The sequence below is a fragment of the Streptomyces roseifaciens genome, from assembly GCF_001445655.1.
Lineage (GTDB): Bacteria > Actinomycetota > Actinomycetes > Streptomycetales > Streptomycetaceae > Streptomyces > Streptomyces aureoversilis.
Genome location: NZ_LNBE01000001.1, coordinates 333,553 through 360,175, shown reverse-complemented (window position 1 = coordinate 360,175; position 26,623 = coordinate 333,553). Strand labels below are relative to the sequence as shown.

At 69.0% G+C, this 26,623-nt stretch carries 33 protein-coding genes and 2 pseudogenes; 21 read left to right on the top strand and 14 right to left on the bottom strand.

Going from position 1 to position 26,623, the window contains the following annotated elements:
- Nucleotides 1–48 precede the first annotated feature (48 nt).
- Nucleotides 49–762, bottom strand: a complete 714-nt coding sequence (locus AS857_RS42030) for an NsdA family TPR-like regulatory protein (RefSeq protein ID WP_338058236.1) — start codon at nt 760–762, stop codon at nt 49–51.
- Between the two features lie 134 nt (nt 763–896).
- Entirely contained in the window at nt 897–1,436 is a 540-nt protein-coding gene (locus tag AS857_RS42025) for an NsdA family TPR-like regulatory protein (protein WP_338058235.1), read from the bottom strand.
- Between the two features lie 397 nt (nt 1,437–1,833).
- On the opposite strand from AS857_RS42025, the gene AS857_RS01535 reads away from it, so the two are divergent.
- From AS857_RS01535 to AS857_RS01480, 12 genes are all read left to right on the top strand, one after another.
- A complete protein-coding gene (locus AS857_RS01535) occupies nt 1,834–2,577 on the top strand; it encodes a Fe(II)-2OG oxygenase family protein (RefSeq protein ID WP_144440687.1) in 744 nt (247 codons plus the stop codon).
- Nucleotides 2,578–2,711: 134 nt separating this feature from the next.
- Nucleotides 2,712–3,122, top strand: coding sequence for an ATP-binding protein (locus AS857_RS01530; RefSeq protein WP_058041243.1), 411 nt, complete (start codon nt 2,712–2,714; stop codon nt 3,120–3,122).
- A gap of 101 nt (nt 3,123–3,223) precedes the next feature.
- Nucleotides 3,224–3,571, top strand: coding sequence for a DUF6415 family natural product biosynthesis protein (locus AS857_RS01525; protein WP_058041242.1), 348 nt, complete (start codon nt 3,224–3,226; stop codon nt 3,569–3,571).
- Nucleotides 3,572–3,758: 187 nt separating this feature from the next.
- Nucleotides 3,759–4,223 carry a hypothetical protein gene (locus tag AS857_RS01520; RefSeq protein WP_144440686.1) on the top strand — a complete coding sequence of 155 codons (465 nt, stop codon included), beginning with the start codon at nt 3,759–3,761 and terminating at the stop codon, nt 4,221–4,223.
- Nucleotides 4,224–4,507: 284 nt separating this feature from the next.
- Entirely contained in the window at nt 4,508–4,699 is a 192-nt protein-coding gene (locus tag AS857_RS39380) for a hypothetical protein (protein ID WP_144440685.1), read from the top strand.
- Nucleotides 4,696–5,481, top strand: a complete 786-nt coding sequence (locus tag AS857_RS01510; RefSeq protein ID WP_063804133.1) for an HAD family hydrolase — start codon at nt 4,696–4,698, stop codon at nt 5,479–5,481. Before AS857_RS39380 ends, AS857_RS01510 begins: the two co-directional genes overlap by 4 nt.
- Before the next feature lie 67 nt (nt 5,482–5,548).
- Nucleotides 5,549–6,172, top strand: coding sequence for a hypothetical protein (locus AS857_RS01505; RefSeq protein ID WP_058041239.1), 624 nt, complete (start codon nt 5,549–5,551; stop codon nt 6,170–6,172).
- Between the two features lie 316 nt (nt 6,173–6,488).
- Complete coding sequence (locus tag AS857_RS39760) at nt 6,489–6,788, top strand: hypothetical protein (protein WP_058041238.1); 300 nt, start codon at nt 6,489–6,491, stop codon at nt 6,786–6,788.
- Between the two features lie 68 nt (nt 6,789–6,856).
- On the top strand, nt 6,857–7,300 hold the full coding sequence (locus AS857_RS39755) for a class I SAM-dependent methyltransferase (protein ID WP_160330165.1): 444 nt from the start codon (nt 6,857–6,859) through the stop codon (nt 7,298–7,300).
- An 8-nt stretch (nt 7,301–7,308) separates the two neighbouring features.
- Complete coding sequence (locus tag AS857_RS01490) at nt 7,309–7,542, top strand: hypothetical protein (protein WP_058041236.1); 234 nt, start codon at nt 7,309–7,311, stop codon at nt 7,540–7,542.
- A 176-nt stretch (nt 7,543–7,718) separates the two neighbouring features.
- Complete coding sequence (locus AS857_RS01485; protein ID WP_338058238.1) at nt 7,719–8,492, top strand: CPBP family glutamic-type intramembrane protease; 774 nt, start codon at nt 7,719–7,721, stop codon at nt 8,490–8,492.
- A gap of 266 nt (nt 8,493–8,758) precedes the next feature.
- Entirely contained in the window at nt 8,759–9,007 is a 249-nt protein-coding gene (locus AS857_RS01480; protein WP_058041234.1) for a hypothetical protein, read from the top strand.
- A gap of 324 nt (nt 9,008–9,331) precedes the next feature.
- Here the strand turns inward: AS857_RS01480 and AS857_RS01475 are convergent, their stop codons facing one another.
- Nucleotides 9,332–9,895 (bottom strand): SMI1/KNR4 family protein, encoded by a 564-nt coding sequence (locus AS857_RS01475; RefSeq protein WP_063804132.1) that lies wholly within the window; start codon nt 9,893–9,895, stop codon nt 9,332–9,334.
- Nucleotides 9,896–10,550: 655 nt separating this feature from the next.
- Between AS857_RS01475 and AS857_RS42510 the strand changes: the two are divergent.
- From AS857_RS42510 to AS857_RS01460, 3 genes and pseudogenes are all read left to right on the top strand, one after another.
- Nucleotides 10,551–10,823: pseudogene (locus AS857_RS42510) on the top strand (IS5/IS1182 family transposase); the annotation flags it as partial.
- 121 nt (nt 10,824–10,944) lie between these two features.
- The gene (locus AS857_RS01465) at nt 10,945–11,589 is read left to right on the top strand and encodes a TIGR00645 family protein (RefSeq protein WP_079109970.1); all 645 of its coding nucleotides are present in this window, start codon (nt 10,945–10,947) and stop codon (nt 11,587–11,589) included.
- Nucleotides 11,590–11,673: 84 nt separating this feature from the next.
- Nucleotides 11,674–11,880 (top strand): hypothetical protein, encoded by a 207-nt coding sequence (locus tag AS857_RS01460; protein WP_058041232.1) that lies wholly within the window; start codon nt 11,674–11,676, stop codon nt 11,878–11,880.
- A 374-nt stretch (nt 11,881–12,254) separates the two neighbouring features.
- Here the strand turns inward: AS857_RS01460 and AS857_RS01455 are convergent, their stop codons facing one another.
- A complete protein-coding gene (locus AS857_RS01455; protein ID WP_160330164.1) occupies nt 12,255–12,749 on the bottom strand; it encodes a DUF3592 domain-containing protein in 495 nt (164 codons plus the stop codon).
- 285 nt (nt 12,750–13,034) lie between these two features.
- Here AS857_RS01455 and AS857_RS01450 point away from each other — a divergent pair, with 285 nt between their 5' ends.
- A complete protein-coding gene (locus AS857_RS01450; RefSeq protein WP_058041230.1) occupies nt 13,035–13,217 on the top strand; it encodes a hypothetical protein in 183 nt (60 codons plus the stop codon).
- Nucleotides 13,218–13,262: 45 nt separating this feature from the next.
- Complete coding sequence (locus AS857_RS01445; protein WP_058041229.1) at nt 13,263–13,475, top strand: DUF4287 domain-containing protein; 213 nt, start codon at nt 13,263–13,265, stop codon at nt 13,473–13,475.
- Between the two features lie 84 nt (nt 13,476–13,559).
- Here AS857_RS01445 and AS857_RS01440 read toward each other — a convergent pair whose 3' ends face one another.
- The 5 genes and pseudogenes from AS857_RS01440 to AS857_RS01420 all read right to left on the bottom strand — a co-directional run bounded on the left by AS857_RS01440 (nt 13,560) and on the right by AS857_RS01420 (nt 18,837).
- Entirely contained in the window at nt 13,560–14,525 is a 966-nt protein-coding gene (locus tag AS857_RS01440; protein ID WP_216823930.1) for an IS5 family transposase, read from the bottom strand.
- Nucleotides 14,526–14,530: 5 nt separating this feature from the next.
- Nucleotides 14,531–14,947, bottom strand: a complete 417-nt coding sequence (locus AS857_RS01435) for a hypothetical protein (RefSeq protein ID WP_058041228.1) — start codon at nt 14,945–14,947, stop codon at nt 14,531–14,533.
- A gap of 2 nt (nt 14,948–14,949) precedes the next feature.
- The gene (locus AS857_RS01430; protein WP_063804140.1) at nt 14,950–15,885 is read right to left on the bottom strand and encodes a DUF6192 family protein; all 936 of its coding nucleotides are present in this window, start codon (nt 15,883–15,885) and stop codon (nt 14,950–14,952) included.
- Nucleotides 15,886–16,162: 277 nt separating this feature from the next.
- Nucleotides 16,163–17,619, bottom strand: a pseudogene (locus tag AS857_RS01425) (NF041680 family putative transposase).
- A 342-nt stretch (nt 17,620–17,961) separates the two neighbouring features.
- Nucleotides 17,962–18,837 (bottom strand): helix-turn-helix transcriptional regulator, encoded by an 876-nt coding sequence (locus AS857_RS01420; protein WP_058041226.1) that lies wholly within the window; start codon nt 18,835–18,837, stop codon nt 17,962–17,964.
- A gap of 205 nt (nt 18,838–19,042) precedes the next feature.
- Between AS857_RS01420 and AS857_RS01415 the strand changes: the two genes are divergently transcribed.
- Entirely contained in the window at nt 19,043–19,894 is an 852-nt protein-coding gene (locus AS857_RS01415) for an oxidoreductase (protein WP_058041225.1), read from the top strand.
- Between the two features lie 237 nt (nt 19,895–20,131).
- Here AS857_RS01415 and AS857_RS39750 read toward each other — a convergent pair whose 3' ends face one another.
- The 5 genes from AS857_RS39750 to AS857_RS01395 are packed head-to-tail and all read right to left on the bottom strand — an operon-like array spanning nt 20,132 to nt 22,568.
- Nucleotides 20,132–20,269, bottom strand: coding sequence for a hypothetical protein (locus tag AS857_RS39750; RefSeq protein ID WP_160330163.1), 138 nt, complete (start codon nt 20,267–20,269; stop codon nt 20,132–20,134).
- Nucleotides 20,269–21,000, bottom strand: coding sequence for a phosphotransferase (locus AS857_RS42195; protein WP_420823902.1), 732 nt, complete (start codon nt 20,998–21,000; stop codon nt 20,269–20,271). The genes AS857_RS39750 and AS857_RS42195 overlap by 1 nt, the downstream gene beginning before the upstream one ends.
- Nucleotides 20,997–21,542 carry an AAA family ATPase gene (locus AS857_RS01405; protein ID WP_058041223.1) on the bottom strand — a complete coding sequence of 182 codons (546 nt, stop codon included), beginning with the start codon at nt 21,540–21,542 and terminating at the stop codon, nt 20,997–20,999. Before AS857_RS01405 ends, AS857_RS42195 begins: the two co-directional genes overlap by 4 nt.
- Before the next feature lie 22 nt (nt 21,543–21,564).
- Nucleotides 21,565–22,086 (bottom strand): GNAT family N-acetyltransferase, encoded by a 522-nt coding sequence (locus AS857_RS01400; RefSeq protein ID WP_058041222.1) that lies wholly within the window; start codon nt 22,084–22,086, stop codon nt 21,565–21,567.
- On the bottom strand, nt 22,083–22,568 hold the full coding sequence (locus AS857_RS01395; protein WP_058041221.1) for a hypothetical protein: 486 nt from the start codon (nt 22,566–22,568) through the stop codon (nt 22,083–22,085). The genes AS857_RS01400 and AS857_RS01395 overlap by 4 nt, the downstream gene beginning before the upstream one ends.
- A gap of 1,050 nt (nt 22,569–23,618) precedes the next feature.
- Between AS857_RS01395 and AS857_RS01390 the strand changes: the two genes are divergently transcribed.
- The 3 genes from AS857_RS01390 (at nt 23,619) to AS857_RS01380 (ending at nt 26,588) form a co-directional block, all read left to right on the top strand.
- Nucleotides 23,619–23,852: a hypothetical protein gene (locus tag AS857_RS01390; protein ID WP_058041220.1), complete on the top strand. Its 234-nt coding sequence runs from the start codon at nt 23,619–23,621 to the stop codon at nt 23,850–23,852.
- A 110-nt stretch (nt 23,853–23,962) separates the two neighbouring features.
- A complete protein-coding gene (locus AS857_RS01385; RefSeq protein ID WP_058041219.1) occupies nt 23,963–24,919 on the top strand; it encodes an immunity 49 family protein in 957 nt (318 codons plus the stop codon).
- Nucleotides 24,920–25,865: 946 nt separating this feature from the next.
- On the top strand, nt 25,866–26,588 hold the full coding sequence (locus AS857_RS01380; RefSeq protein WP_338058234.1) for a hypothetical protein: 723 nt from the start codon (nt 25,866–25,868) through the stop codon (nt 26,586–26,588).
- Nucleotides 26,589–26,623: the final 35 nt, after the last annotated feature.

Below are 26,623 nucleotides of genomic sequence, written 5' to 3'. Positions count from 1 at the left end.
GGGCCCCGCAGCGCCCCGGCCCGTCGGCTGTTGGTTGCCTTGGCCGGGTCAGGCTACTCCGCTCAAGATCCTCGCGGCGCGTGTATCGACGTCGGCGACGGTCCGGATGCCCCGCTGGCGGAAGGGGGAGAGCACGCGGCGCATCGTGGCCACGGTGTCGCGGGCCCGGCCGGACTGGATCCCGTCCATCGTGTCCAGAGCCGCCGACCAGGTTGCGCAGGCCGCTTCGACGCTGCCCTGCTGAGCTTGCACGGCGCCGAGGTATCCGAGCGTGACGGCATGGGTGCGGGTGAACGCGCTGGCCTTCCTGGTGCGCACGCTGCGTTTGAACTCCTTCTCGGCGCTCTTGAAGTCGCCCAGGTCCCGGAGCGCACAGGCCGTTTCGTGAGACAGGCTCGCCTCCTGGAAGAACCACACACGACCAGGCTCTTCGTCGCCCGGACGGACGGTGGCGAGGTCGCGGGCGGCGCGTTGCAAGGCGGCCAGGGCGTCGCTCTTGCGGCCGGAGGCGGCCAGGGCGCGGCCGTGGACGACGCCGAGGAGGGCGCGTTCGCGAGGGGTGGCGAGGGTGTAGCGGGGGCGGTTCATGGAGGCTTCGGCCAGGTTGAGGGCCTGGAGGTAGTGACCGAGGTAGACGGCCTGGTGGGCCATGGCACGCAGGATGTGGGCGACCAGAGCCGGGTCGCTGGCCTCGGCGGCGAGCTTGGTGGCCAGGGTGAAGTAGCGCTGGGCGGTGGCGTGCTCGCAGTTGTCGAAGGCCATCCAGCCGCTGAGGTAGGCGAGCTCGCCGGCGGCGGAGAACGCTTCGCGCCGTACGGCCTCGCTCGGGAAGCGGCCGCTCAGACAGGCGGCGACGTCGGATCGCAGGTAGGCGACGACGGCTTGGCGGCCGTGGCCTACCTGCGCCGCTGGTCGCGCAGGGAGAAGAAGGACACGAGTTCCCGGATGGCCTCCACGTCTGTGCTGCCCACGCGGCGGGCTGTTCCGGGCGAGCGGTGCCGCGCGTGCTCGGCTGTCTCTTCCCACCAGGGGCCGGTGGGAAGAGAGAGGCCAGCAACCGAGTAGGCGGCGTTTGTCAGAAGGTGTCGTCGGCGTATGTCCATGTCGTCTCCCCCGAGGTCATGGAGCGCGGTCAGTGTGTCGGCGTGCCATCCCAGGGGCTGCGGCGCCCCTGGGGTCGGTGCAGCGAGGCCGATGTCCGTCAGGGAGACCGGGCGGCCAAGGCCTCGCGCAAGGGTCTCGCACAAGATAAGGGGTGCCCGGCCGCTGGGGGCCGCACCCATCAGCCACATGGAGACATGCGAGCGCGTTGCGCTCGTGAGCTCATGGGCCTCCGTCTCGGCGGCGACCTTCACAAAGCGGGCGGCTACTTGGGCCTGCGTCCAGCCGGTTTCCCTGATCACCGCCGCGAGCTTGTCGTTGCGCGTGCGAGCCATGGAGCCCTCCCGTCTCCAAAACGATCTTTGGCACCGTTGGCGCGGTTGCTCCCCACAAACGCATACCCGCCGGATGCCACTCGCGGTTGGCTCACCGTACCTACAACTGCCCATGATTCAAGGGGGAATTCGGTGCACATCATTCCCAGGGGGATCACAGGCCACATCCTGCCGGGCCCGTCCTGCCGCACCGCCGGAGCGGCATGCCCGCGCCAGCGGAGCGCTGCCATACGACGCCTCAGCCTTGGCAGTCGCCGACTGGCCTGCCACACGCCCCGTTCTGCGCTCCACACCTCAGGAGAGTGATGCCGTCATGCCCGCTTCAAGAGCTGCCGCACCACTTCAGCCGGTGACACGTGCCAGGAGGCCTCCTGCCCGCGGCATGGAGGCAGCCATCATGCTCGTGCCGACCCTGAGCACCGCCAGTGTCGAGCAGTGTGTCGCGCAACTGCGCAGCACGGGAGCTGTCCGGCTGCAGGGGCTGGCCGACCGGGAGTCGGTGGCCCGTGTTGTTCCCCGGGCCATGAAGGTTCAACGCCAGAGAGACAGTGGCCCTGACGGGTTGGCAACGGTCCCTCGCCTCCACGAGTTGGGCCTGCGCGTCACCGCCCTGAGCGGCCACGGAGATGCGGAGCTGGCGACCGCTGGTTGCACGCTTGTTCACCCGGCCCGGCTGAAGGTGCTGGCTTGCCTCCGGGCCCCCGATCAGGGTGCTGCTTTCCGGCTGGTGGACGGGCTGCAGCTGTATCGCGCGATGCGCCGACGTTACCCGGCGGCGGCAGCGGTCTTCTCGGATCCGTCGGCGGCGTTCTTCGGTGGCAGCGGGGGCGTGCGCAGTGCTGTCTTTGCTTGCGGTACTGGAGGGCGGGTGGCGCTGCGGCTCCGGCTGGATGCTCTCGTGGACTGGTATCCCGCTGCCCGCGATCACCTCGTCGAGCTGCAGGATGTCCTGGCCCGGGTGGCGGTTGTCGTCAGGCTCAGGGCGGGTCAGGGGCTTCTTCTGGACAACCACCGGTGGGCGGTCGGCCAGGAACCCTCCGCCGCTCCGTACCGCGTGGTTCAAGCCCTCGGCATGTCTCATCAGGATCTTCCCTACGGCTTCCTTCCGTACCGCGCGCTTCGGGGTGGTGGTCAGGCGTGAGGACGGTGACGAGACTGCGCCCCCACCGTGCTGAACGCGGCAGCCTGCAGAGCGCTGGGGCCAGTTCCTGCGCTGGGGTCACTGTGCCGGCGTTGCGTAAGCGTCCCCGGTTACGTGCGTCGCGTCAGGAGGCCATGGGGGTTGCTCCTGACCGCGAGGCCGTCAGGCAGGCCCGGCGCACGGTCACCGCTCTGATGGCCCGGTGGGCGATCGGCGATGACGAGGTGTTCCGGGTGGAGCTGATCGTCAGCGAGCTGCTGACCAACGCCCTCCAGCACCCCACTCCCGCCCACTGCGCGGAGATCGGTCTGAGCGTCACCGAAGCCGGCGGTTCGGTCCTCATCGAGGTCGAAGACGCAGGCGGCGAAGCAGAGGCGCTGCTCGCTGCGTGCCGCGCGGCCGATGGTCCTGGTGACGACGCCGAGCACGGTCGTGGGCTGCTCCTTGTGGAGTCACTGGCCATCTGGGGATGGCGCCGCCTTCCCAGCGGCCACCTGGCCGTATGGGCCTACGTCAGCCGGACCGAGCGCCGGGGCGCCCGGTGAATCCAGCATCCACGGTCTACGTGGCGGCCGGTACAGGGCAGCGCAGCCTGGGCAGGTTCGTTCAGTCTCCGTCCGGTCGTCCGCCGTAGCCTCGGGACGGATTGTGCCAGGACCAGCGGTTCTGCGAGATCGCCGACGCTGACGCCACCTACGACCTCCTGGAGCAGGTCACCGGCGAATTCGCCGCGCCCAGCCCCGGGCAGGTCCGCGAGCTGACGCCGCAATTCATCACGCTCCTCGAGCGACTCACGGTCAACGCCTCCTTCCTCATCGGCCGCCACGGCCATCCCGCCCGGCAGGCGGTTGACCGTGCTCGACGACTGGTCACCGTGCCCGCGCCGACAGGAGAGGAGGAGGCGCGAGGACACCTGCGGCGCCCGGCCCACGCAACCTCGACCCTCCTCGAACTGGAGAGCACTGCCCCGTCCGATCACCAGCCCCACCGCTGAGCCCGGCCCCGCGACCTGATGCTGCTGCCCGCATGTCCCTCCCAGGAAAGCCCCTGCCATGCCTGTGCCCGGTCCCCCAAGCTCACTGCTCCCGGCTGCTCCCGCGTCTGAGCTGGCCCGTCTGTTACCTCCCCGCGAGTGTGAGGCGATCTGCACCGCCCGGCTCCTGTCCCTCGCACACCGGACGGTGATCACATTCCTCGCGCACGGCTACACGTATCGGCAGGCTGCCGGGGCGATGGGGATCGAGATGAGCACCCTGGCGTCGTATCTCAGCACCACCGCCAGGCTGCTCGGCTCGCCCCGCCGGCTGCCGGCGCTCGTGCACGCCTGCTACTGCCACCCCTCTTTCCCCGCCCCACAGCCTTTCGAGGACACCGCACCCACCCTCAGCGCCCAGGAGCGCCTGGTGCTCGGCGCTCACATCCGCGGAGTCACCATCGGGCAGCTCAGCCACACCACACGCACGCCCCGCTATGTGCTTACTTCTGCCAATCTAGGACTTTTGGCACGGCTCGGAGGCCGCACGCCCGCTCACGGTGTCCGTCTCGCCTGGCGCTACGGCCTTCTCACCGAGGCCGGTATGGCCCGCAGGCACAGTTCACGCCCCGCGCTCCTCGCATCGCCCCAGCAAGTGGGGGCAACGCAGTGACCACCTCACGGGACCAGCTGGTCGCTTTGGACCCTTACCAGGTGCACGCCGCCCCCAGAGACGGCCGGCCCTCGCCGGTACGTCTTCCGGCGGGCGGCGTGCACCGGGCCCCGTGCGGTATCGGCTGGGACGCGGTCCGGGTCCCGGCAGATATCGGTGAGCGGGTCCTCGCCTACCTCGGTACCGGCATCGGGCCTGTCGTGGCCAGCTCGTCAGGGGCCTGGATGTTTCTCATCGCCCGTGGGCATGCGCGGCGTTGGCCTGGCGTGCGCGGTGTGCGGGTGATGCGCAAGGGCAGTGTCATCGAGCTGCCGTTGTCCGGTGCGCTGGGGATGGCCCGGGACGTGCGGTGGGTGGTGGCGCCCGGTGGCATCACCTCGCCCCGCAAACTACGCCAGGCCCTGGCCAGGGTGGCCGGCCAGCTGGTGGACCCGCCGGGAGGCACGGGCTGCCGGACACGAGGGGCGGCCACGTGACGGATCCTAAGTGGTCTGCTGCCGCTACCACCGTTTCAGTCCTGCTGCCGGGCCAGCCGGTACTGGGCAGGGCCCTGGTGTTCGATCTGGACGGGGTCCTCGTCGACACCCTGCCGGTCATGAAGTCGGCCTGGCAGCAGATGTGCTCCCGGCACGATCTGAGCATCCCCTTCAGCGCCTATGCCCAGCACCTGGGCTGGCCCTTCGGCGAGATCATGAGCCTCCTCGGCCTGGATTCCTCGCCCGGCCCGGCGCAGACCTACCGGAGTGCCTCCCGGAACGCCTCCCACCTGGCACGGCCGTTCCCCGGCATCAGCCAAGTCCTGCGGGCGTTCCGCCGTGCGGGCTGGCCGGTTGCGGTGGTGACGTCGAAGTCCCCGGAGGCTGCCGTCGAGCTAACCGGCCGGTTCGGCTGGCCCTTTGTCACCCTCCGTGCCTCTGGGTGCATCCGGCGGGGGAAGCCGGCCCCTGATCCTTTGCTGCTGGCCCTGGTGGACCTCGGTGTCGACCCGGCGTGCGCGGTCTACGTCGGCGACATGGCCGTCGACGAGGAATGCGCCCACCGTGCCGGCACCCCTCACATCCATGCCGCCTGGGGCTACGGACACCCCGCCCACCCGAGCACCCCCACCGCTCTCACCCCCTACGGCCTCCTCACGCTCCTTGACCCCGACCACTCCCCGCACCAGAAAGACACCGATCATGAACACCAGTCGCTCGCCCAGGGCGGTCCCCTCGCCGTCGTCTCGTACGAATGCACGCTCCGCCGCCCAGGCCGTTGACAAGGCGCTGCGGGCCAGCAACACCCTGCCGGTCCTCACAGTCGGGGACAGCAAGGAGGCGCCCACTGTGACCGTCACGATCGCCCCGGACAGCACCGCTCCCTTTCTCCCCGGCACGGATGCCGTCGACCCGCTGTTGCCTGTCGAGCAGATGGCCCGCGCTCTGCAGGAGGCGCTGGCCCAGCACCAGATCCGGGCGACGGTGCGGACCGTCGTCCGCATCGAGCCGGCATTGGAGATCGCCTTGGCCACAGCCCAGGACGCGATGCTCTTTGCCTTCCTGGTCCTCGCCCACCTGTCCGACGTACAGGCCGCCGCCCTCCGTCTGCGCACCGTCTGGGGCGACGCCGGCATCGAAGCCCCGGACGTTCGCGCCACCGAATCCGGAGTCGATATCGGTGACATCAGCGCCGCCGACGCCGCCCGCCTGTGGCGGTTCCTCGGCGGCGACCAGCAAGCCGGCGATGTCCCTCTGGACAGCTATGAGGCCATCCACGACCTGACCGACCGCCTCCGCCCTCTCCTGGCAGCCGCCGCGGGCGGGTTCATCGATGCCATTGCCAAGCCTGTCTGTGCGGACTGTGCCGATTCCCGTCCCGACCGGATCGCCCTGGGCCGCGCCACTGCCAGCCAGGCCCTGCTCCTCGCCGACGCCATCCGCGTAGACAGCATCAGGGGACAGCCGTCATGAACGACCCCTCCTCCACACGCACTTCTACTGGCACAGGCAGTACCGCCGACCCGGCAGACGGCATGCGCGCGCCGGGCTACATGGTGCGGCCGGCTGCGAAGAGCGACGAGATCGCTGTCACCGGCCTGATGTCCGACCTGATCGCTCCCTCAACCCTGCGCCCCGGGCCCGGACTGTCCTCGAGGCCGCCCGCACTCTTCTGATCGACTTCTTCCTCAGCAGCGAGGACGGGCGACCGGTCGTGTGGGTGGTCACCGAGGACAACCGTCCCTTGGGGACCATCGCCCTCCTTCCCTCGTCCTCGTCCTGCGGGTAGATGCCCGAGCAGCAGGCCGAACCCGCCCTCATGGTGGGCGGCCTGTTCACCACCCCCGCCCCGCAGCACCGGCGGCTGGGGCAGCTCCTCGCCTGGTGGGCCGTGGACTACGCCGCCCGCCACATCTCGGCCGTCTGGGTGCGCGGCCACACCAGCTCCGAACGCGTCATGCGCTACGCCCGCGACACGATCGGCTGCACGGTGGAGACCGTCCTGCGCGAGAAGCGACACGTGCACCTCCTGCAACACCCCAGCCTGTGCATGCCCTCCCTCCAGACCCTCATCGCCGACCAGGACTGACCCCATGGCCGGTGGAGCGGCAGCCCACCCGCCGCTCCGCCGGCCGTCAACGTGAGGAGAGCATCACCGTGGAACCGATCGTGTCCGACCCGTGGGCCCATCACGGCCGCCAGCGCAGCCTGGCCGAAGCCGCACGCACGCCCGGCGACCCCTTCCGCTGGGACGCTTACGACAGCTACGGACCCGGACCAGAACTCCTCGGCCCCGTGAGCGGCCGCCGGGTCGTCGACGTCGGCTGCGGCACCGGACTCGTCGTCGCCCACCTCGTCCAGGAGCACGGCGCCGACGGCGTGGGCGTGGACAGCTCCCCGACCGCTACCGCACTCGCTCGCCGCCGCTTCGGCCACCTGCCCGGGCTGCGGTACGTGACGGAGGACGCCGTCCGTCACCTCGCCCAGCGGCCCGGCGTGTACGACGTGTGCTTCTCGCGGTTCGGCGCCGCCTGCTTCACCGACCCCTACCTGCTCCTGGCCGCGGCCGCCGCAGCACTGTGCCCGGGCGACGGCTGGTGATCGCGGCGATGGCTGAACACGCCGACGGCACTGCGGTAAACGCCTACCCCGAGTCCTCGTCGGCGCTCCTGCCCCAGCCGAACGGCACCACCGTGACGCTCCCCCGCTGGGTCCTCGCCCCGGCCCTGTGGCAGTCCCTGCTGGCACGCGACTTCACCATCCAGCACCTGACGCGCCTGGCCAACCCGGACCACCCCCACCGGCCGATCCCCTCACTCCTCATCCACGCCCAACGCCGCTGACCACACCCCCCTTCCGCTTCCTGATCACGCCTGGAGCATCATGGCCACGCCCGCCCATCCCGCCGCCGCCCCGCCGCCCCCGGCCGCCCTCACGCCGTCCGAGAGCCGGCCGTCCTGGAAAGAGCGAAGAAGCGCGCTGCTGACACTGGGCGGGTTTACTTGCGGTCACGTTGGCTGTGGCCCTGTGGGCGTCGGCGACACAGCTCTCCAGCCTGTACGGCGCTACGAACCCCTTGCTGGCCCACGGGGCACCGGCCATCCGCCCGCTGTCCGCGTTAGCCGCTGGGATCTGGCTGATCCGTACGCTGCGCACAGCCAGCCGGTGGCAGGCCTACCTGGCACTGCCGGTGATCACCGCGGCGTGCCTGGCGCCGCTCCTGCCCTCGCTGGCCGGGCGGGCGGTGTTCAACCTCGCCTTCTCCGCCCTGGCCGCGTGGCTGACGCTGAACCTGCTGCACCGGCACGGCACCCCACCCCGGCGTGTCCTGCACAGCGGGCAACGCGAGCCACGACCGGCGGGTCTGGTGAAGTGGATCGTGGCCGGCGGAGGCATGTACGTCGCTTCTGCCCTGACCGTCTATTACTCCGGCTGGCTAGCGTACTGGTGGCCGGATCTCGTCCCGGCCCGGAGCCAGGACGAGGTGCTGGGCTGGTCCGGCACGCTGCACCCGGTGAGCAACGTCGTCTACACGTGCGTGCTGGAAGAACTGGTGATCGTCGCCACAGTCGTGATCCTCACCCGCGCAGCCAGGCTTCCGCTTTGGACCGCATACGCGATCAGCATCGGCCTGCGCGTAGCCACCCACCTCTTCATTGGAGCTCCAGCTCTCGCCGCAATCCTCCTCGGCGCAGCGGGCGTAGGCCTGTACCTGCGCACCCGGCGGCTGCTCCCCCTGATGCTCGGCCATTTTCTCTATGACACGCTTCCCTTCCTGCAGGAGGCCTGGTGATCCCGCCCTCTGACGTGACCTGTTGCGTGAACCGGCCCATCGGGGGCCGTCGCGACGGGAGCGAGCCCTTGCTGACCTCACCAACCCTCGCATCACCACGCGGTCAGACCCGGCAAGTCAGGGGCGGTTACCGCCACTCGCGACGGACGACTTCGCATCGACGCGACCGATCTCGTTCTTCGTCACGGCCGACAGCACCACGACGTCGCCGGTCGACGGGCCCGACTCGCTTGTTAGGATCCGGGAACCTCGACGGAAAGGGCTCCATGAGCGACGGATACAAGGACGTCAAGGCAGCGGCGAAGGACGCGCGCAGGAACATCTGGAAGGGCTGGCTGTTCGCCGGCATGGTGGCGGTCGCCGTCGCTTGGTTCACCGACGATGATTCGGTCGTGGGCACGATCGCGGACTTCGTCGCCAAGTGGGGATGGATCCCCTCAAGCATCGTCGCCCTGGTCCTCACCGGCCGGGTCAGCTCCCGCGAAGACGAAGCCCGCAAACGGGCCCTGCAATAGGCCTGCCAGCTCAGGGTGGCTGCCCTCGGCCCCGAGGCCAGCACAGTTGCAGCCGACCGCGCGAAACGCAAATAGACCAGCCCGGCCCGTGCATGCGTCCCGCGCCGGGACCTGGGAGACGGGGTAGACCCCGGCGCAGGTGGACATGCACTCAAGTCCTCCAACGAGCGAACCGGCCTCGGGGCACGGGCCTGACGCTGACGGCACTGGCCAATCCGGTGGGAATCCCGCCAGTGCAGCAGCTGTGACAACGGTGAAGATCTCCAGGCCAGGCCTCGCTGCGGCGGGGATGGACCTGCAAGCCGCAGCTGTGGAGGGCAGCGGTCAGAGGACTTCCCATTCCAGCTCGCCGTCCTTGTCGACGCTTCGCTGGTAGTAGTGGAGCTTGTTGCCGGATTCCAGGGCCGATGCGACATGGGCGAACAGAGCCGTGAGCGAGGACCACATCGGGTGGGCGTCAAAGTGGCAACCATCCTCATGGCAGGCGTCGCCGATCCGGCCGAGCTGGCTGATCACCAGGTGATCACCGTTTCCGAAGCTGGCAAAGGGAACCCAGCGCCGGTCCCACCACGGCCCGAACTCCGCAGCAGGATCGTAGTGAAAATCATCCGCATCGTTTCCCGCGATCTCGGTACGCAGCGCCCAGGTCCTGGCGATGCCTTCGGCGCTGAGGAGGTGCCACCCTGAGGGCAGCAGCGTCTGGGAGCCCGTCCCGTTGTGAAGCAGCAGAATCTCGGTCAACGGCCCGGGCAGCCGCATACCGATCGCTTTCTCGGTCATGGCGAGTGCCTCCTGGTTGGCTGGGGGAGCCAGGCTCGCGTAGGTGGCCGGGGCATGCAGGGCGAGCCACGCTTCTATCCGTGACCAGGATTTGATGATGGGCACCATGCCGTGATGGCGCCATTGGCCACGGACAGTTGGTGACGGGGGCCGACGAGCATGCCCCGTACGCCGGGTGTCCCGTCGTCAGTACGCTTCGGCCTCAGCGTAAGTGGACAAGCACGCCAGAGGGCAGCAAGTTGCCATGGCAATCACCGAGTGCGATGCCGAGAACGGCCGCGCCCACGTCCTCCTCGCACGCGCCTACCCCGCCCACGCGCCGTCGCTCCTGACACGGGCTGCCGAACTCCTCTCGCCCCTGGTCCACAACGCCTCCGGCTACCAGGGCTCCGCTCTCCTGCACGGCATCCACCTCGCGCGGCGGTCGGCCTGGCCAGCGGGCGAAGGGTCATGGGCCGGGACGGCTTGGGATGAGACAGGAGGTGCCGGAGCGAAACAGGCATCTGCCGCCACATCAACGGCCAGTCGTCTCACTGCCCCTTCAGCCTCCGGGTATCGGGACCGGAAAACCGCAACACATCACCCTGAGACAGGACCAAACGCTCAGTCAGTGTGTGGCGGGGCGATCTCTCGGATCAGGAGTGGGCTCGGCTGGAGCCGCACTTGCCGAAGAACATGGGACGAGGCGGTCGTTGGAAGAGTCATCGCAGGGTGATCAACGGCTTTTCTCTTCCGGCAGCGGACCGGTGTGCCGCGGCGTGACTCCCGCCGGAATCGCCGGTACCTGCGGCGTCGGCAGATCAAGCACACCATCCCCGAACGCAAGGACCAGCGGGCCCACCGCCAGCGCCGCGGCAGCGCGGGCGGCAGGCCCACCGGCTTCGACAAGGCAATCTACAAGCGCCGCAACGAAGTCGAGCGAACAATCAACGCCCTCAAGGGCTTCCGCGCGGCCGCCACCCGATTCGACAAGAGGGCGTACATTTTCCACGGCACCGTGACCGTCGCTGCCCTGCGCCTCTGGCTCCGCTCATGACCTGCCGGACAGACCGTGGTCCCCTATACGAGGGAAGTCTGCGCCAGCCGCACGTAACCCGCCGACCGCTGGGGCAGTGGTGGGCTGATAGGCGACCGCCGGCGACGAGACGGAGCAGCGATTGCGCACGCGCGGCACGTACGAGGCAGCCCCTCCTCCGGCGAACGGCTCCGTACCGTCACTGGGCTACGCCCTGTTCGCCACCCGCTGGCTCCAGGCACCCTTGTACTTCGGGCTCGTGGCTGCCCAGGCCGTCTACGTGTGGGAATTCTTCGGCGAGCTCCGCACCCTCATCCGTGGTGTGGTCACTGGAGCTTCGGACGAGAACATGGTGATGCTCGGCGTCCTGAAACTGGTCGACGTCGTCATGATCGCCAATCTGCTGATCATGGTGATCATCGGTGGTTATGAGACCTTCGTCTCCCGTATCGGGCTCCAGGGCCACAAGGACCAGCCGGAATGGCTCTCGCACGTCAACTCGAACGTGCTCAAGGTCAAACTCGCCATGGCGATCGTGGGCATCTCGTCCATCCACCTGCTGCAGATGTTCGTCAACATCCACCACACCCCCCGCCAGGAACTGCTGTGGGGGACGATCATCCACATGGCTTTCATCGCCTCCGCCTGCCTCCTCGCCTACATGGCAGGCCCCATGGAAGCCAAGGCGACCCTGCTGGAACAGCAAAGCCACACCATCCCCCCGCAGGGCCCCCACAACCCCGCTGACAGCCCCGCACCCCCAGCTGCCAGCGAGCGCCCCGAATAGCACCAGCAACCGCATGCCGCACCGACCAGTCGGACACCCCCTAGTGCACCGCCGTCACCGCGCCATCAAGCAGCCGGACGGGACGTGGAAGAGCTGCACGGCCGCACGGCTCTGGACGAGGTGCTGCTGGACCGCGGAGTGCACGACCCCGCCCTGTTCGCCGCCCGTCACCGCGGCCAGCCCTCAGCGCTGTCCACGACAGCCGGCTACGCCCTGGCGGGGCCACATGCAGATTACTTGGAGCCGGTCGTCCGCCGGTACGCCGAGACCCCGCTGCGGTCGGGCGGCTGACTCAAGGGCTGGCGAGGAAGTCGCGGCCGCGTTGGTCGAGCTCGGCCACGCAGCGCAGGCCGCGGGCTTTGAAGGGGGCGAGGTCGCTGCGCATGCCGATCCTTAGCGTAATGCGGTACCCAGAGCCTGGTGTGGGAAGGGGCTCGTGGGCTCAACGCTGCCGGGGTGCCTGCTGGACCGTGACGGCCCTCACCCTGGACGCCCGGCCTTCTGCATCACGGCGCTGGGCTGCTGCCCGCGTCGCGCACGCCCCGCCCGAGGCCCCTCAGACAGTCGGTCTTCTCGATGCCGCCGGAGCCGAAGCGCCCGCACAGCGGGAAGGGGCTGGCGTCGCCGGCGAAGACGAGTTTCTACGCGGAAGGTGTGTCCGCAGATCAGGCGAAGCGGGGCCGGCGGCGTAGCCGACCGTAGAGGATGAAGGCCTCCATGGCCGCCAACAGCCCCCCAACGGTCCAGGCCATGCCGTGTGACAGCCCGTTGGCTTTGCTGCTCAGCCTTGTCGCCAGCCAGTCCTTGGGATCCACCACCAGCGTCACGCGCTGCCCCGGCTCGAAGTCCTTCTCGCAACCGTCGGAGTCGTCGATCCGGTAGGTCAGACTCTGTCCGGAGTCCGACCGGACGACGGTGCAGGTATGCCCCGTATCGTGCTTCCTGTGGTAGCTGCTGACGTCGTCTATCACGGCCTCGTACCGAACGCCGCGCTGATCCAGCACGTAGTCGTCCATCGCAGGCCCGGCGAAGAGGACGAAGGCGAACCCGAGGATCACCACACAGGTGCCGGGCCCGGCTCCGCACAGGGCGCCGGCCACGACCAGGAGGGGCAGGGCGATCACGACGCTGGCGGCTATCAGCAGACCGTCCCCGCCCACGTTGAGCCATCCGCAACCCGCCAGGATCAGGGGTACGAGGACTGCAAGGCCGAGAGTGACAGGCCACCTGGGCCACGGCTTAGGGCTGTTCATCCTCACCCCTTTCATCGGCGGGCTGCTCGTCTCGGTCCTCACTGGGCTCACTTCCTCACGGGCTGCTTGAGCTGCTTGATACCGGAGACATCCTTATCGCTACGGCTCCCGGAGAGAAAGTACGCTGCCCCGACGCAGGGTCAGGAGTGGGCGACTTCTGCCAAGGACCCGTGCCAGCGCCCGGCACTGTCCGTGGTCATCGACCTGTGCCGCACCGCAGGCAACCACACCCAGCTGCACCACCACGTCCTGGTCGTCAACCTCTCGCGCCGCAATCTGATCGAGGCCCTGCGCCGAAGCCTTACTCCGCTGGAAAGTTGGGCGCTGGCCTCGCAACTAGCTGTGCCAGAACTGCTGATCTGTGACGTTCTGTGATGGGCGGCAGGCTGCGTTGTCAGTGGTGGGTGACATGCTGCGGTTATGACTGAACCTGTGAAGGGCCCGGCCAGCTACTTTCCGTCGATCGAAAAGAAGTACGGCCGGCCCATAGCCGAGTGGAAGAACCTCATCCGTACGTCACCGCTGTCTAAGCACATGGAGCTGGTCAGCTGGCTCAAGACCGAACACGGCCTGGGGCACGGCCATGCCAACGCTCTTGTCGCCCGCACCCTCGCGGAGGCCGACGGAAAGTAGAGACACCTCTGGGGTCTGTCTCGGCGGCCAGCTGCGGGCCCAGGGCGGAATGGCGGCAAGGCAGGCCGGGCTGATGAAAACGGCTCAGGCGAGGGTGGTGGGGGCGAGGCGGATGGTGTGTGGCTGCTGCTGGGCCCGGATGCGGATCGGCCTGGGCTTGGCGACGGCTTCGGGTCGTTCGACGGGGTGAGGCTCCGAGCGCGGAGGCCGGGGCGGTCGGGTGAGGCGACGGACCATGAGGGTGATCATGGTCCAGGTCAGGTGGGCTTCGCTGTGGGAGATGAGCCGCTCGTAGTCGCGGACGTTTCTGCGGGCTCGCATGACCCACGAGATCGCGCGTTCGACTCGCCACCGTTTCGCGAGGACGGGGAAGCCGTCCTGGTCTTTGCGCCGGGGGACGGTGTGGAGGGTGATGCTGAGGAAGGACTTCGTCCAGCGGACGAGTTCGCCGCCGTAGGCGGAGTCGGCCCAGGCGACGGTGACCTCGGGGTGGGCGAGGCGGAGGCGGAAGAGGAGGTCGCGGGCGGGCTGGTCATCGCGGTTGGTGGCGGGGGCGACCATGAACGTCAGGGGCATGCCGCGCATGTCAACGGCCAGGTGCCGCTTGCGGCCATTGATTTTCTTCCCGGCGTCGTAGCCGCGGGTGGCGGCTCCCACCGTCTCGGCGCCTTTGACGGACTGGGAGTCCAGGATCACCGCGACCGTCCGGGGGTTGAGCCCGTCGTGGAGGCGGACCCTCTGGTGGAGCTCGCTGTGGATGCGAGCGAGGACGCCGCTGTCCCGCCAGCGCTGGAAGAACCCGAAAACGGTGCGCCAGGGAACACCGAAGTCGACGGGGACGGAACGCCACTTGCAGCCGTTGTCATTGACATATCTGATGGCATCGACCACATTGCGCCGCGGGTGAGCCTCCGGCCTTCCCCCTGAGGGGAGAGTGCAGGCCGGCGGCGGCAGCAGCTCCAGGATCGCCCATTCTTCGTCCGTGGTATCGCTCGGGTAGTGCCGCGGCCGGATGGCCGGAGCCGCCGGCGTCTCAGTGGCGGTGCGCATCATGATCAGCGTTCCATGCGGGTGAGAACTTCGAGGGTGGCCTTGACGCCGCCGAGCTGGTCGAGGACCAGGCGCGCCCACTCATCCTCAGGGGCCTTCTTGGCGTGCGGGGCGACGATCCCGGCGATGAAGTTCGTGATGCGGTGCAGCTCGGCCCGGAAGACCGCCCGTTCATAAGCGATCCAGACCTCAGGCTGCTCAGACAGCTGGAAGCCTTCGACACGGCTATAGGTCACGGGCGGCAGATCGGCCTTGACCGCGACCTTCCGCAGGAACCGGATGCCCGTCCACACCTGCGCCGGCGTCCGCCGGGTGGCCTTCACCAGCTGCTTCAGTGACAGCCCGGCCGGGCTGGCCTCCAGCAGGGCCTTGCGGACCGCGTTTCCGTGCCCATGAGCGGGCTGTCCCGCCCGCCGCCTCATGGCTACTGGCCCCGCAGCAGCTCGGCCAGGGCCTCATCCAGATCCACCCTGCCCGTGGAAACCGCCGTCTCGATCCAGTCGGCCCTCGCCCTGACCTTCTCCAGCTGCCGCGTCACGAGACCAAGCTGCGACTCGGTGAACTCCCGGCCGCGCAGCTTCGGCACCAGCCGGCTCGCCCCGGCAACAAATCCCTGGCAGACCCCGATCAGGTCGGTGAACTCCATCGCCCGGTGGAAGCCCCGCACGATCCGGGCCGGATCACAGTCGTCCCCGCCCCCGTCGTCCTCGGCCTCGGGCTCATCCCACCAGTCCTCCTCGCCCTCGTCCTCGACGAACTCGGCCTGGTCGAACTGGGCGTGGTTCACCAGATCCCTGGCCTGCCGGTCCTGCATCGCCTTGAAAGCCACCTCCGGCCGGCGCAGCAGATCACAGGCCGCCAGGGCCGCCACCGTCTCGTCGGCCGCGAGGTCCCGGATGGCTTCGACCTTCTCCTCCACCGTCACCGGCGTCGCGGTCGACCAGCCCGCGGCCCGCTTCGCCGCGTCCCCGCTCCACTGGCTGCGGCCCGTCCGCTCATTGACCGGCGGACTCTTGATGAGCTCGTACGCGTCCGGCGCCGACGCCAGAATCCGGTGCACTTCGAAGGACACCCCCTCCTGCCGCTGGTCCTTCGGCCACCGCGCGGCCACCCACCGATACGTGCGCACGGTATGGAAGGAGAGCCCGATCGCCTGGGCGAACTCACGTAAGGCGCCCTCCACCCCGAGCTCGTCCTCGCCCAGCGTCATGTCCCCGCCGTGGGAACGCAGCGAAGCGATCTCCAGCGCGACGTCCCCCAGCGAGAACTGGCACCCCGACATCACCCGGACCAGCTCCACCGACCGGTCCACCAGAACCTCGAATCGCTCACACGGCACACTGCCGATCGTCTCGGACACGGTGCCCTCCCCAGGCGGGCCGGAGGGCCGACGCTCCACCGGCCGCAGGAACCCCGGCCCGCACCTACTCGCAGAGTCCGCCGACCACCCCAAGGTCACCACGAACGACCGGAAGAGCACCCCTTCGCATACGAACCATCCCAGTTCGGCCCGAACGCGAGTCCGGTTCCGACGCATCCCTGAACGACTCTGTCAACCGTCACCGCGCGTCACAGATCAGGGGATTAAGCACAGCTAGTAAGCTTGTTTCTTAACATCGGGGGGTCACTTTCTGTATTCATGGTCGTGATCGCTGCGGTCTGTTTCGGTCGCGTTCGATCAGCGTCTCGGGTCGCTTGACGGTTTTGCCCACGTCGTAGCGGGTGGCGGGGTGCTGGTTCTTGTAGCCGGGTGGTCGTCCTGGTCCCGGCCGGGTGGGTTTGGGTGCACGGGCCGGACTGCCGAGGTGGGGGCGGATGTTCCTGAAGCCGCGCCGGACGCGGGTGGGGGTGAGCGCGGTGCCGGGGCGGGTGGTCTTCTCCCAGGGCTTGCGCTGGTCGGTGGTGAGAGGGACGGCGAGGCGAAGCTGGGTGTGCGCGACGATGACGATCCACGTCCAGCGGTCCGCCGCCTGCGGATCGCGTAGCCGCGGGCGGGCCCATCCCAGGGACTGCTTGAACAGGCGAAACGTGTGCTCCAGGTCGAATCTGCGCAGGTAGCACGACCAGATGAAGTCAACGTCGGCCGGCCTCGCTCCGGTGGCCGAGGACCACAGCCAGACCGGTGGTGCGTCACGGTCACCGGGCAGGTGATCGACTTTGAGGCGGATCAACGTGCCCTCGACCACGGGGAGTTCGCCGTCCAGGTCGATCCAGGCCGAGCGGTGGGTGAGCCGGGGATGGACCCGGTCCCACGCGCGGGCCTCGGCCTTGCCGTGCGGGGTGTGTCGTTCATGGTCACTACCGCCGGCTCGGGCCAGGTCTCCGGCTTCGCGAGACGGAACTGCGGTCCGTGTTTGGGCGGCCGGCCGCCCTTGGGGTCGTAGACGCGCGGCGGCTTCGGCAGCCGCAGGACTCGGTCCGACCGTAGGCGCCCGACCAGCTCGACGGGCAGGTCGCGCAGCATCCAGGCCAGGCGCATCACGTCGTAGCCCGCGTCCATCACGACGAGGATATTCCGGTCGCCGCGCCGCCACTGGCCGGCCGTGACCAGGCGCTCGACCACGGTCCGCAGCTGGCCGGCGGTGACGGCCGCGTCGTCGTCGGCGGGCCCCAGCCGCACCACGTCCAGGACCTGCGTCCACGAGGTGCGGTCCGTAGTGAGCGCGGCGACGAACGAGTACGGCCAGCCTGGCACCACGTGGTCCGATGAGCGGCCGTTGCGACCGTGGGCCAGGCAGAACAGCCGCTCCGGCGAGCAGGCGGCGTCTGACCGCAGCCACGGGGAGACGTCCACGGTGAGCACGATTCGTCCGCCGAACCGTGGCAGAGGCAGGGATATCAGCAGGTCACATAAGGCATCGGTGTCGAGCCGGCCGTGGTTCAAGGCCCCGTACAGAGAGCCGTAACCACGCTGGTGTTCGGCCAGCAGTGACAGCTCCACCGGCGTCCGAGTCGGCCCGTCCGCGCACAGCAGCGCGTCGGCGAGTTCGAAGAACGCGTCCGCCCGCGCGGACAGACACCCGTAGAAGGCCGTCCGAATGCGTGACAGTTCCGCGAACGCGTCCCGTTCGCCAGCACGCACCAGCACACTCATCCCACGGCCTTCCTTGTGAACTCCTGCATCTCGTCGCAGAGTTCAGGATCACGAGGAAGGTCGCCCCCATACCCTGCGATCACTCCAAAGAGTGACCACACGGCCGGGGCCGACCATAAGGAACAAGCTGACCTCGAGCTTTAACCTCTGACTACGTGTTGAGAGTTGCTGCGCGGCACGAAGGGGCAGGTCGCATTGCTCTCAATCCTGGTTCTTCCCCTCGACGAGGGTGTCGGGGCACCGGCAGTGGGGTGTGCGCAAGGTCTGCGGTGTTCCATATCGCCCATCCCAGCTCATGGGGCGCAGCCACGATGGCCGACCGCTCCTCGCGGACCCGGGCGTCTAATGATCTGCGTGCTGCTGCTCGTGCGAGGTCTCGGGCTGCCGTATCCACGCGGCCAGTAGCCGAAGCGCCTCTTCGGAGCTGGAGCCTGCCTCGGCGGTGTAGACACTCAGCCGCTGGTCCGGGTCGGCGGGCAGGGTGAGGGACTCGTATTGGAGGGTGAGCGGGCCGGCGATCGGGTGGTGGAAGTGTTTGGTGCCATGCGTGTGCCGATACACGTTCTGGTCGGCCCACCAGCGGCGGAAGTCCTCGTCCGTGATCGAGAGTTCGCCGACGAGTTCGGCCAGCAGCGGATCGTGGGGATGGCGTCCGGCGTCGCGCCTGAGCGAGGCGACAATGTCCTGGGCGTGGGTGTCCCAGTGGGTATACAGCGAGCGGGCGGTCTCGTCGCAGAACATGAACCGCACCAGGTTCCGCTCGCGGTGCGGCAGCGCGTCGAAGTCGGTGAGCAGCGCGCGTGCCATCGGGTTGGACGCAAGTACGTCCAGTCGCCGGCCCAGGACAAGGGCGGGGGTGTGCTCGAGGATCCGGAGCAGGTCGCGCAGCCCCGGGCGGACCGGCTGCGGGCGCGTCGCCGTGCGGCGGGGTCTGCCTGCGGCGGGCTTGGCGAGTTGGAAGAGATGGGTGCGTTCGACGGGGTCGAGGCGTAGGGCGCGGGAGATGGCGTCCAGCACGGTCTCGGAGACGTTCAGTCGGCGTCCGCGTTCCAGGCGTACGTAGTAGTCGACGCTCACGCCCGCCAGTTGCGCGATCTCTTCGCGGCGCAGTCCTGGCACTCGCCGAGTGCCGCCGTCGTCGGACAGGCCCGCTTGGCGCGGGGTGATCCGTGCCCGCCGGGAGCGGAGGAACTCACCGAGAGCTGTGTTGCGGTCCATGCCGTTCACGATAGGCCCAAGATCGCCCCGACGGCCCGCGAAAGGGGGGACTGGCAGTCCCCCGGTCCGGCTGTCCCCGGGGTGAAGCGGACCCCCCGGAAGGCGATCAGCAGCCGATTCCGGTGCTGAAGTGGAACGTGTCGAGACCGACCGGGGCCCAACCGCCCCGGTAGGCCTCTGTTCGTATCTCACGAAGGGAACTCCTGTGTCGGACACCAAGACATTCCTGATCACCGGCGTCAGCACCGGCCTGGGTCGCGCACTCGCGTGCGCGGCGCTGGCCGCGGGCCACCGGGTGGTGGGCACGGTGCGCACGCCCGCCGACGCACGGGCCTTTGAGGCGCTCGCCGGCGACGCGCACGCCCGCATCCTGGACGTGACCGACCACGACGCGGTGGACACGGTCGTGAACGAGACCGAGCGCGACCTGGGCCCGGTCGACGTACTCGTCGCCAACGCCGGGTACGGCCATGACGGCCTCTTCGAGGAGTCGTCGATGGATGACCTTCGCCGTCAGTTCGAGGTGAACGTCTACGGAACCGTGGCGGTGATCAAGGCCGTGCTGCCGCACATGCGGGAGCGCCGTTCGGGCCACATCATCGCCGTCACCTCGATGGGCGGGCTGATCACCATGCCGGGCCTCAGCTTCTACCACGGCAGCAAGTTCGCGGTGGAGGGCATCCTCGAAACGCTCGGCAAGGAGGTCGCCGATTTCGGCATCCATGTCACCGCCGTCGAGCCGGGCAGTTTCCGGACCGACTGGGCCGGCCGCTCGATGACCCGCGCACCCCGTGCGATCGCCGACTACGACGAGCTGTTCGAGCCGCTGCGCGCCCGGCGCGTCCACGGCAACGGGCGCCAGCCGGGCGACCCGGACAAGGCCGCGGCCGCGGTGCTGCAGATCGTGGCGGCCGACCAGCCGCCGACGCGCCTGCTGCTCGGCACCGACGCGCTTCGGCTCGTCCAGGCCGGACGCGATACCTTCGAGCGCGACATGCTGGCATGGGCCGAGCTGTCGGCCTCCACCGACTTCGACGACGTCAGCCGGTCCGCCTGACGTCACTCGCTGTCGGGCCCCTGCGCGGGGCCTCGACGGCGGCCGTCATCACCAAGCCGGCCCGCTTTTGGTCCACCACAGCCGGACCTGCTCATAGCCGCTCACGCCACCCAGCGCCTCCTGATAACCGGGTGGAGGTTAAAACTCAAGGTAAGCAACGGACCGTCAATCCCCCCAAAGAAGTGAATGCTCCCTTGGGCGTACAGACCCAAGGAAGCATCCGGGGAAGGTCGGGAATCAGTCCGGCCGGTCGGGTGGCCATCGGCGCAGCGCATCATGGAGAACGCCTTGCGCCTCGGCGGCGAAGGCGTTGTTACCCGCCTTGGTGGCGCTGACGGCGATGGCAGCGGCGTCGGCGCCGCCGCAGATCTGCATCAGGTAGTGCTCCTGGGGGGTCGGGTTGCGTCCGTAGCCGCTGAAGAATGCGTGGCGGAGGTCGTGATTGATCCGCAGGGTCCGCTGGGTGATGCGCAGGAAGTCGCGGCCGGCGGCCTCGTAGCGGCTGGTTTCGAAGTCGATGACGCCAAGCTGGGGTGTCCGTGAAGCGGGTAGGCCTGGTTCCCACAGGAGGTTGCGGGAGGTGAAGTCGAGGTGGGAGGGAACGGCGGGCCAGGGCTGGAGTTCCTCGAGCAGGACAAGAGCCTCGAGGGCGAGCGTGGCCTCCGCGGCGGTAAGAGGTTCGGTGCCGTCGGCGAGCTGGTGCCGGATGTAGGCAGCGCGTCGATCAGGACGGTGGGGAGTGCGGCTTCGTGGAGCGCGCGCATGAGCCAGCCTGCCTGTCGGTACACCTGCCGAGCCTCGCCCGGAGGCAGGGAGAGGGTGTTGACCGACTGTCCAGCGACGGCGGTCATCAGCAGGTGGCGCTGCTCCTCGTCGGCGTCCAGGAGGCGGGGGGCGTGCGGATGGAGGGCCGGCGCCCAGTGGGTGAGGGCGTACAGCTCGCGGCGAAAGGTCTCCTCGTTGGTGTTGGTCTTGAGGATCAGCTGACTGCCGCCGGGGGTGCGCAGTCGCAGGACGGTGGTGGAGGTGCCGGGACAGCTGTGGTCGGCGATGACGGTGGCCGGTCCGGCGAGGCGCGCTATCGCGTCCGTGCGCTGGGCGGTCATGGAAGGTCCAGGAGCTTGAGGGCCTGCTCGGCGACCTGCTCGGGGGTGAGGTGGCTGGCGTTGATGACCTCGGCTTCACGGGCGAGCCAGCTGGTGCAGGCCTCGGCGTAGGCGTCAATCTTGCGGCGCCGGAAGTTGCGGACCTTCTCGCTACGCTCCTCGTCGTCGGGGAACTCCCGGCTGCCGGCGATGCGCTGGGTCAGGACGTCGGTATCTACGTGGACGAGCAGGTGGTGCAGGGGGATTCCGGTGGCCTGGATGCGGGTGAAGATCTCGTGGGCGTAGGGGCGGTTGAGCAGGGTCATGGGGGCGATGAGGGGGCGCCCGTCGTTGAAGGCGTGGAGCTCGAGCGCGGTGGCGGCGACGAGGGGGCGCCAGGGGGCGAGGTCCTGGAAGTCCTTCTCACGCCCGGGGAGGATGCTGCGGAGCATGAAGCCGACCTCCTCGGGGTCGAAGACGAGGCTGCCGTCGAGCTTCTGGTGCAGGAGCTGCGCCGTGGTGGTCTTGCCGCCGCCGAACGGTCCGTTGACCCAGATGATCACGCGGTATGGCTCCTCGGGGCCGTCATGGCGTCGGCCGTAGTTGGGAAGGGATCGTGTTTCCGGGGCCTAGTTCCTTGCGCAGCGCCCGGTTGACGTCGGGGTTCCGACCGGGAGCGTACGGGGGTATCGGGCTGTAGCCGGCGGCGGTGTAGAGGGCGAGGGCGTTGCGGTTGCTGCGTCCGGTCTCCAGCAGCATGGCGGTGGCGCCGGCGGTGAGAGCGTGCTGCTCCAGACGGTGGAGGACGGCGCGTCCGATCCCGTGTCCGCGTGCGGCGGGCTCGACGTACATTCTTTTGATCTCTGCGGTGTGGGCGTCGTAGCGCCGGCAGCCGCCGCAGGCGACGGCGTGGCCGTTCAGGTAGGCGATGACGAAGGTGCCGTGGGGCGGGTCGAATTCCTCTGCCGGGGTGTCGGTGTAGTGGTCAGCGAACCCGTACAGCTCCATCTGCTCGGCGTGCAGGCGCTCGAGCAGGACACGCGCGGCGGGATGCGTGTAGGGGTGGGAGCGGAGGGTGGGCGTCCCGGGGCAGGGGCGGGCGGTCATGTTGCTGAGAGTGCCCTATCGATCGCGGCGCGCGTAGGGGGCGGCAGGCGGCGGGCCTGGGAGGTGCGCAACGTGCGCAGCAGCGCCCGGCATCGGGGCGAGGGAACTCCGGCGACGAGGGGCGTGAGGGTGTTGAGGACGTCGGCGCAGGCTTCGCGGTCCTTGGCGAGCATGTGGGCGCGGGCCAGGTGAATGCCGTGGAGGAAGGCGGAGCGCTGATAGGTGGAGGTGTCCTGGACCAGGGGGGCGAGCAGTTCGGTGGCCTCGCTGAGGAGCTTGGGCGCGTGAGCGGGGTGGATGGTGGCCAGGAGGATGCGGGCGTGGCCGGTCTCGGCGTCGTACTGGCGGGGGGTGCAGTAGTGGAGCTCGGCCGGGACTGCGCTGGCGGGGGGTGTGTTCGAGGAGCGAGCGGCAGGTGTCCGCGGCCTGGCGGTGGGCGTAGAGGTCGCCGGCGGCCGCGTGCGCGGTGGCCAGGCGGCCATGGGCGCGGGCGCGGACGGCGAGTCCGCAGTGCCGGGCCGCTTCGGTGGCCGCGGCGGCCAGGCGGACGGCTTGGGTGGGCTTGCCGTGGGCGGCGGTCTGGTAGGCAAGCATGCCGAGGTTGTTGGCGATCACGTCGTGGGCGTCGCAGGCCCGGGCCAGGCGCAGGGCGATGAGGTGGAAGCGCTGGGCTGCGCCGGGGGCGTTGGCGTCGTAGCTCATCCAGCCGTGGAGTTGGGCGAGGCCGGCAGCGGCGCGCAGCAGGCGCTGCCCGATCCGTTGGGTGTAGCGGGCGTGGCGGATGAGGTCTATCGTCGAGGGGGCCCGCCCGTACGACCCGGCGTACGCCGTCCCGCCGGGCGTCGTGGTAGAGGTTCGTGGTCAGGGCGAGCACTGCGAGGGCATCGTCGACGGCGCCGACGGCGCCGCGTTCGCACTGGGCCAGGCGCAACGCGTGCTCGTAGAGCCAGGGGGAACGGGCCGCTGTTCTGGAGGCGGACCGGCAGGGGTGGTGCGCTATCACCTGAAAACAATGGCGAGGCATCGCCACCAATCGCCACCCGCAGCGAGGACAGCGCGATCATCTGCCTGGGCGGACTCCATATCGCAGGCATCTTCCTCTGGCCAGCCCGCTCATCGATACGGAACTGCCTCGCTGTCAGCGGAGCGTGAACGCTTGCGTCGCCGCAGCGGTGCTGTCACCCACATCGTCACTCCAACGAGGGAAAGGACGAGTGTCCCTCCGATGACGGTAGGGATGGCCGTCATCAGGGCTATCGACAGAAGGAGCTCTGCCCACGTCGGTTCCTCACCCATCGTGCTTCCCCCCTGTGTAACAAATGCCATGACGCCAGCAGGAATCGACCGGTTCCAGGGGTTCGTGTTGGAAACGCGAACGACGCCTGATTCGGCTCAGCCACCCCTCGCCTTGTTCACCAATCTGGCGACCCGGCACATCCTCTGGATGAAATGGGTCTTCTCCGACCGCACGCGTGGGGCGGCTTCATCTCCGTGGCCGAGGGGTACCGTCGGTCGGCGCCGGCCGCGCGCTGATGTCCGAGTTCGCGCGCCGGTCCCAGGCGGCTGGGGTCACCGGGATCGGGCTGCTGGCCGAGTACAGCGGCAACCGCGACGGCCGCACGGCATTCTTCTCCAGCTGCTGGTTCACCGAGACATGGCCGGGCATCGCCCGCGAACTCTACGTCGCGTCACCTCTCGCCGTCCTCGCAGCCTGCGGCCGGGCCGGGCCCGGGACACAGCCTTCTCCCGGCTACGGGATCACCTGATCACTACCGGCACCCCCGTGCCGCCCGGATCTCGTGGACGGATGCCTGGCGATGTCCGACCCCCTTGGTAGCGTGCCACGTCCGGCCAGGAAGATCACGAGGGGACAGCCGTGCACGAAGTAACGCAGCACCAGGTCAGCGAGCAGCGCATAGCCGAGGCGCTTGACGACATCAGGGGACGGGCCCGGGGGCGGTGGTACCGGATGAGCTACGACGACCCGTCCCCGGAGGCGCTGTGCGAAATGCGCGACGATCTCCTCGACCACGTCGCCGCCCGCGCCGTGAAGGACCCCGCGCTGGACGAGTCGTCGCGCATGGCACTGCGGACCGCGGCGGAGTGCTCCTTGGGCGCACTGAGCCTCGGCTGCTTCCCCAATGGCGACCAGGAGATCGTCTTCCCGCTGATCGGCGAGGAACTCAACAGCGAGAACATCGCCTTCAAGGACTTCGTCAAGCAGGCCCCCACCGCCGGAACGTGGATCGAAACGTTCGAGATATGCCTGGTCAGCGGTCTGGTGTGGGACTGGCAGCGGGTGATCGGCCTGCTGCTGAGGGAGGACTTCGCGCCTGCGATCCACCAGGGGGTGCCGTACTCGGATCTGACCTCGACGTCGGGTCCCGCAGACCTCGCGGCGATGGACGCACTGTGCCTCTACCTGGCCCAGGCCGACGGGCACCTGCCCCGCGACTGGCCCACCGTCGTTCTGCGCATGCCGACCGCTGACGAGCGCGCCGAGGCCGCCCGGCAACTGGACGCCCTCGACGCGCTGACAGCCGACCAGCACCTCCTGCGCGTACTCCTCGACGACGACCAGCAGGCCTTCGAGCAGGCCCTCGTGGCCCGGCTCACCGAGCACCGGGACAGCACGGGATCCGACCCCTCCCCCCGGACCCTGCTGCCGCTCGGCGCCCTTGCCCTGGCTGCCCTTGCCGTCCAGGTGCACGGATGGGAGCTGGGCGTCCGGTCCGGCTACCTGCCGCACAGCTTGCTGGGCTCCCCGGAGGCCCTGCGGCGAGCGGCGGCCACCCAGGTGAACACACTTGGGGGCTGGGTCGCCAAGGGGTGACAGGGCGTTCCCGGGACCGTACGGCATCGTTGAACAGGCCACCGCGCTCCTGGGAGAACCGCCGCGTCCTTGCCCCACCGCCCGGCCCATGTCCTGACCGTCGAGAGTCTGGCCGGCAGCCGCTGCGCCGGCGAGCTGACGTTGCGGGTGCGGGTGCGGGTAGCGGGACATGCTGGTTCGCCTCGAGGTGGCGGTCGAGGAAGATCCCGATCGTCGGCGTGAGGCCGCACGCCAGGTTCTGGCCGTCGCGCGCCGCCACGCCCTGGACTGTGTGGACCTTCTGTGGGCGCGACCGGTGCTCTGGGACATCGGCCACCGCCTCGGGCCACAGCCGCCGCGGGCCAGGTAGGTGCCCAACTGCGACGGGCGGGTGTGAGAGCGCCGGCACGTCGTGGAGGACGGTACGGGTCGGTGCCGCAGCCGACCTCGTAGTGCCACCATCCTTCCTCTCGCCCTTGGGCAAGAGGAGCGGTGAAGGCCACCATGGGGAAGTCGTCACTGAAGACCTCGCCTCCGAGCCCGAACGTCGAAAGTCGCTGATGCACCGCCCGCGCGGACTGCGTCCTAGGGGGCCGGTGGGCACGGGCACGGCACACCCGCTACGAGAAGACCACGACCATCTACCTGGCCGGACTCCACATCGCAGGCATCTTCCTCTGGCCCGGCCACTGACCCAGGGAAGCTGCCCGGTGTCAGCTGCACGTGGATGCACGTGGATCGGTACGCCCATTGTCAGAGGCTGCTGGCAGCATCGCCGCTGTGAACGTCATCCGTACCACCCCGCCGCGGCCGGGTCGACGTCACCGCGGTCTTCCCTCAACTGACTCCGCTGGCACGCCCGGCTATCCGATTGCATCCCCGCCCCGGGTCTCCATCACCGCACGACAGTTCGGTCGGCGGGCCGCTTCTGTGGCCCGCTGACGAGCCGTGGCCGTACTGCGGCGAGTTGCACGATTTGTACGACAGTTCGGTCGACGAGTGGCACGAGGGGCCGAACGCCATGCTGCCCGTGGCCCAGCTGTACGTGCGCGACGTACCCCTGCTGCGACCGCCCGGACAGGCCGATCTGCTCCAGGTGCTGTGGTGTCCCTTCGAGCACGAGCCGGAGTACAAGCCTCCGACCGAGCTGTTCTGGCGATCCGCCGCCGAGGTCACCGACATCCGGGCCGCGCCGCCCGGGCCGTTTGCGGTGGAGTACGACGGCTACGTGCCGGAACCGTGCGTACTCGCGCCGGAACAGATCATCGAGTACCCCAACCCCATGGATTTGAGCAAGGAGTTGCAGCAGCAGTTCGCAGACGGGAGCAGGTGGCAGGCAGCCGGAGTGGAAAACCCCTACATTCTTGCCCCGGATGAGTTCTATTGGAACGAGCTGTCCGTCGCCCCCGGCTGGAAGGTCGGTGGCTGGCTCCCGTGGGGCCTCACCGATCCTGTCGCCCGGTTCTGCGCCGCCTGCGGCGTCGGCATGGTCCCGCTGCTGACCATCGCCTCGAACGAATGGGACGCCAGCAACCACAGTTGGGCCCCGTACGAGCATCAACACCTCGCCGCGCTCGACTGGGCCGACGTGGCGAACCCGCCCATGGTCCAGGTCTCCAGGGGCAACCATCTGCAGCTCTACGTCTGCCCGGCGTCCCCGGATCATCCGCACACCGACCTGATCCAGTGAGTCAGCCATTGAGGGTGCCCTTGTAGCCAGCGATG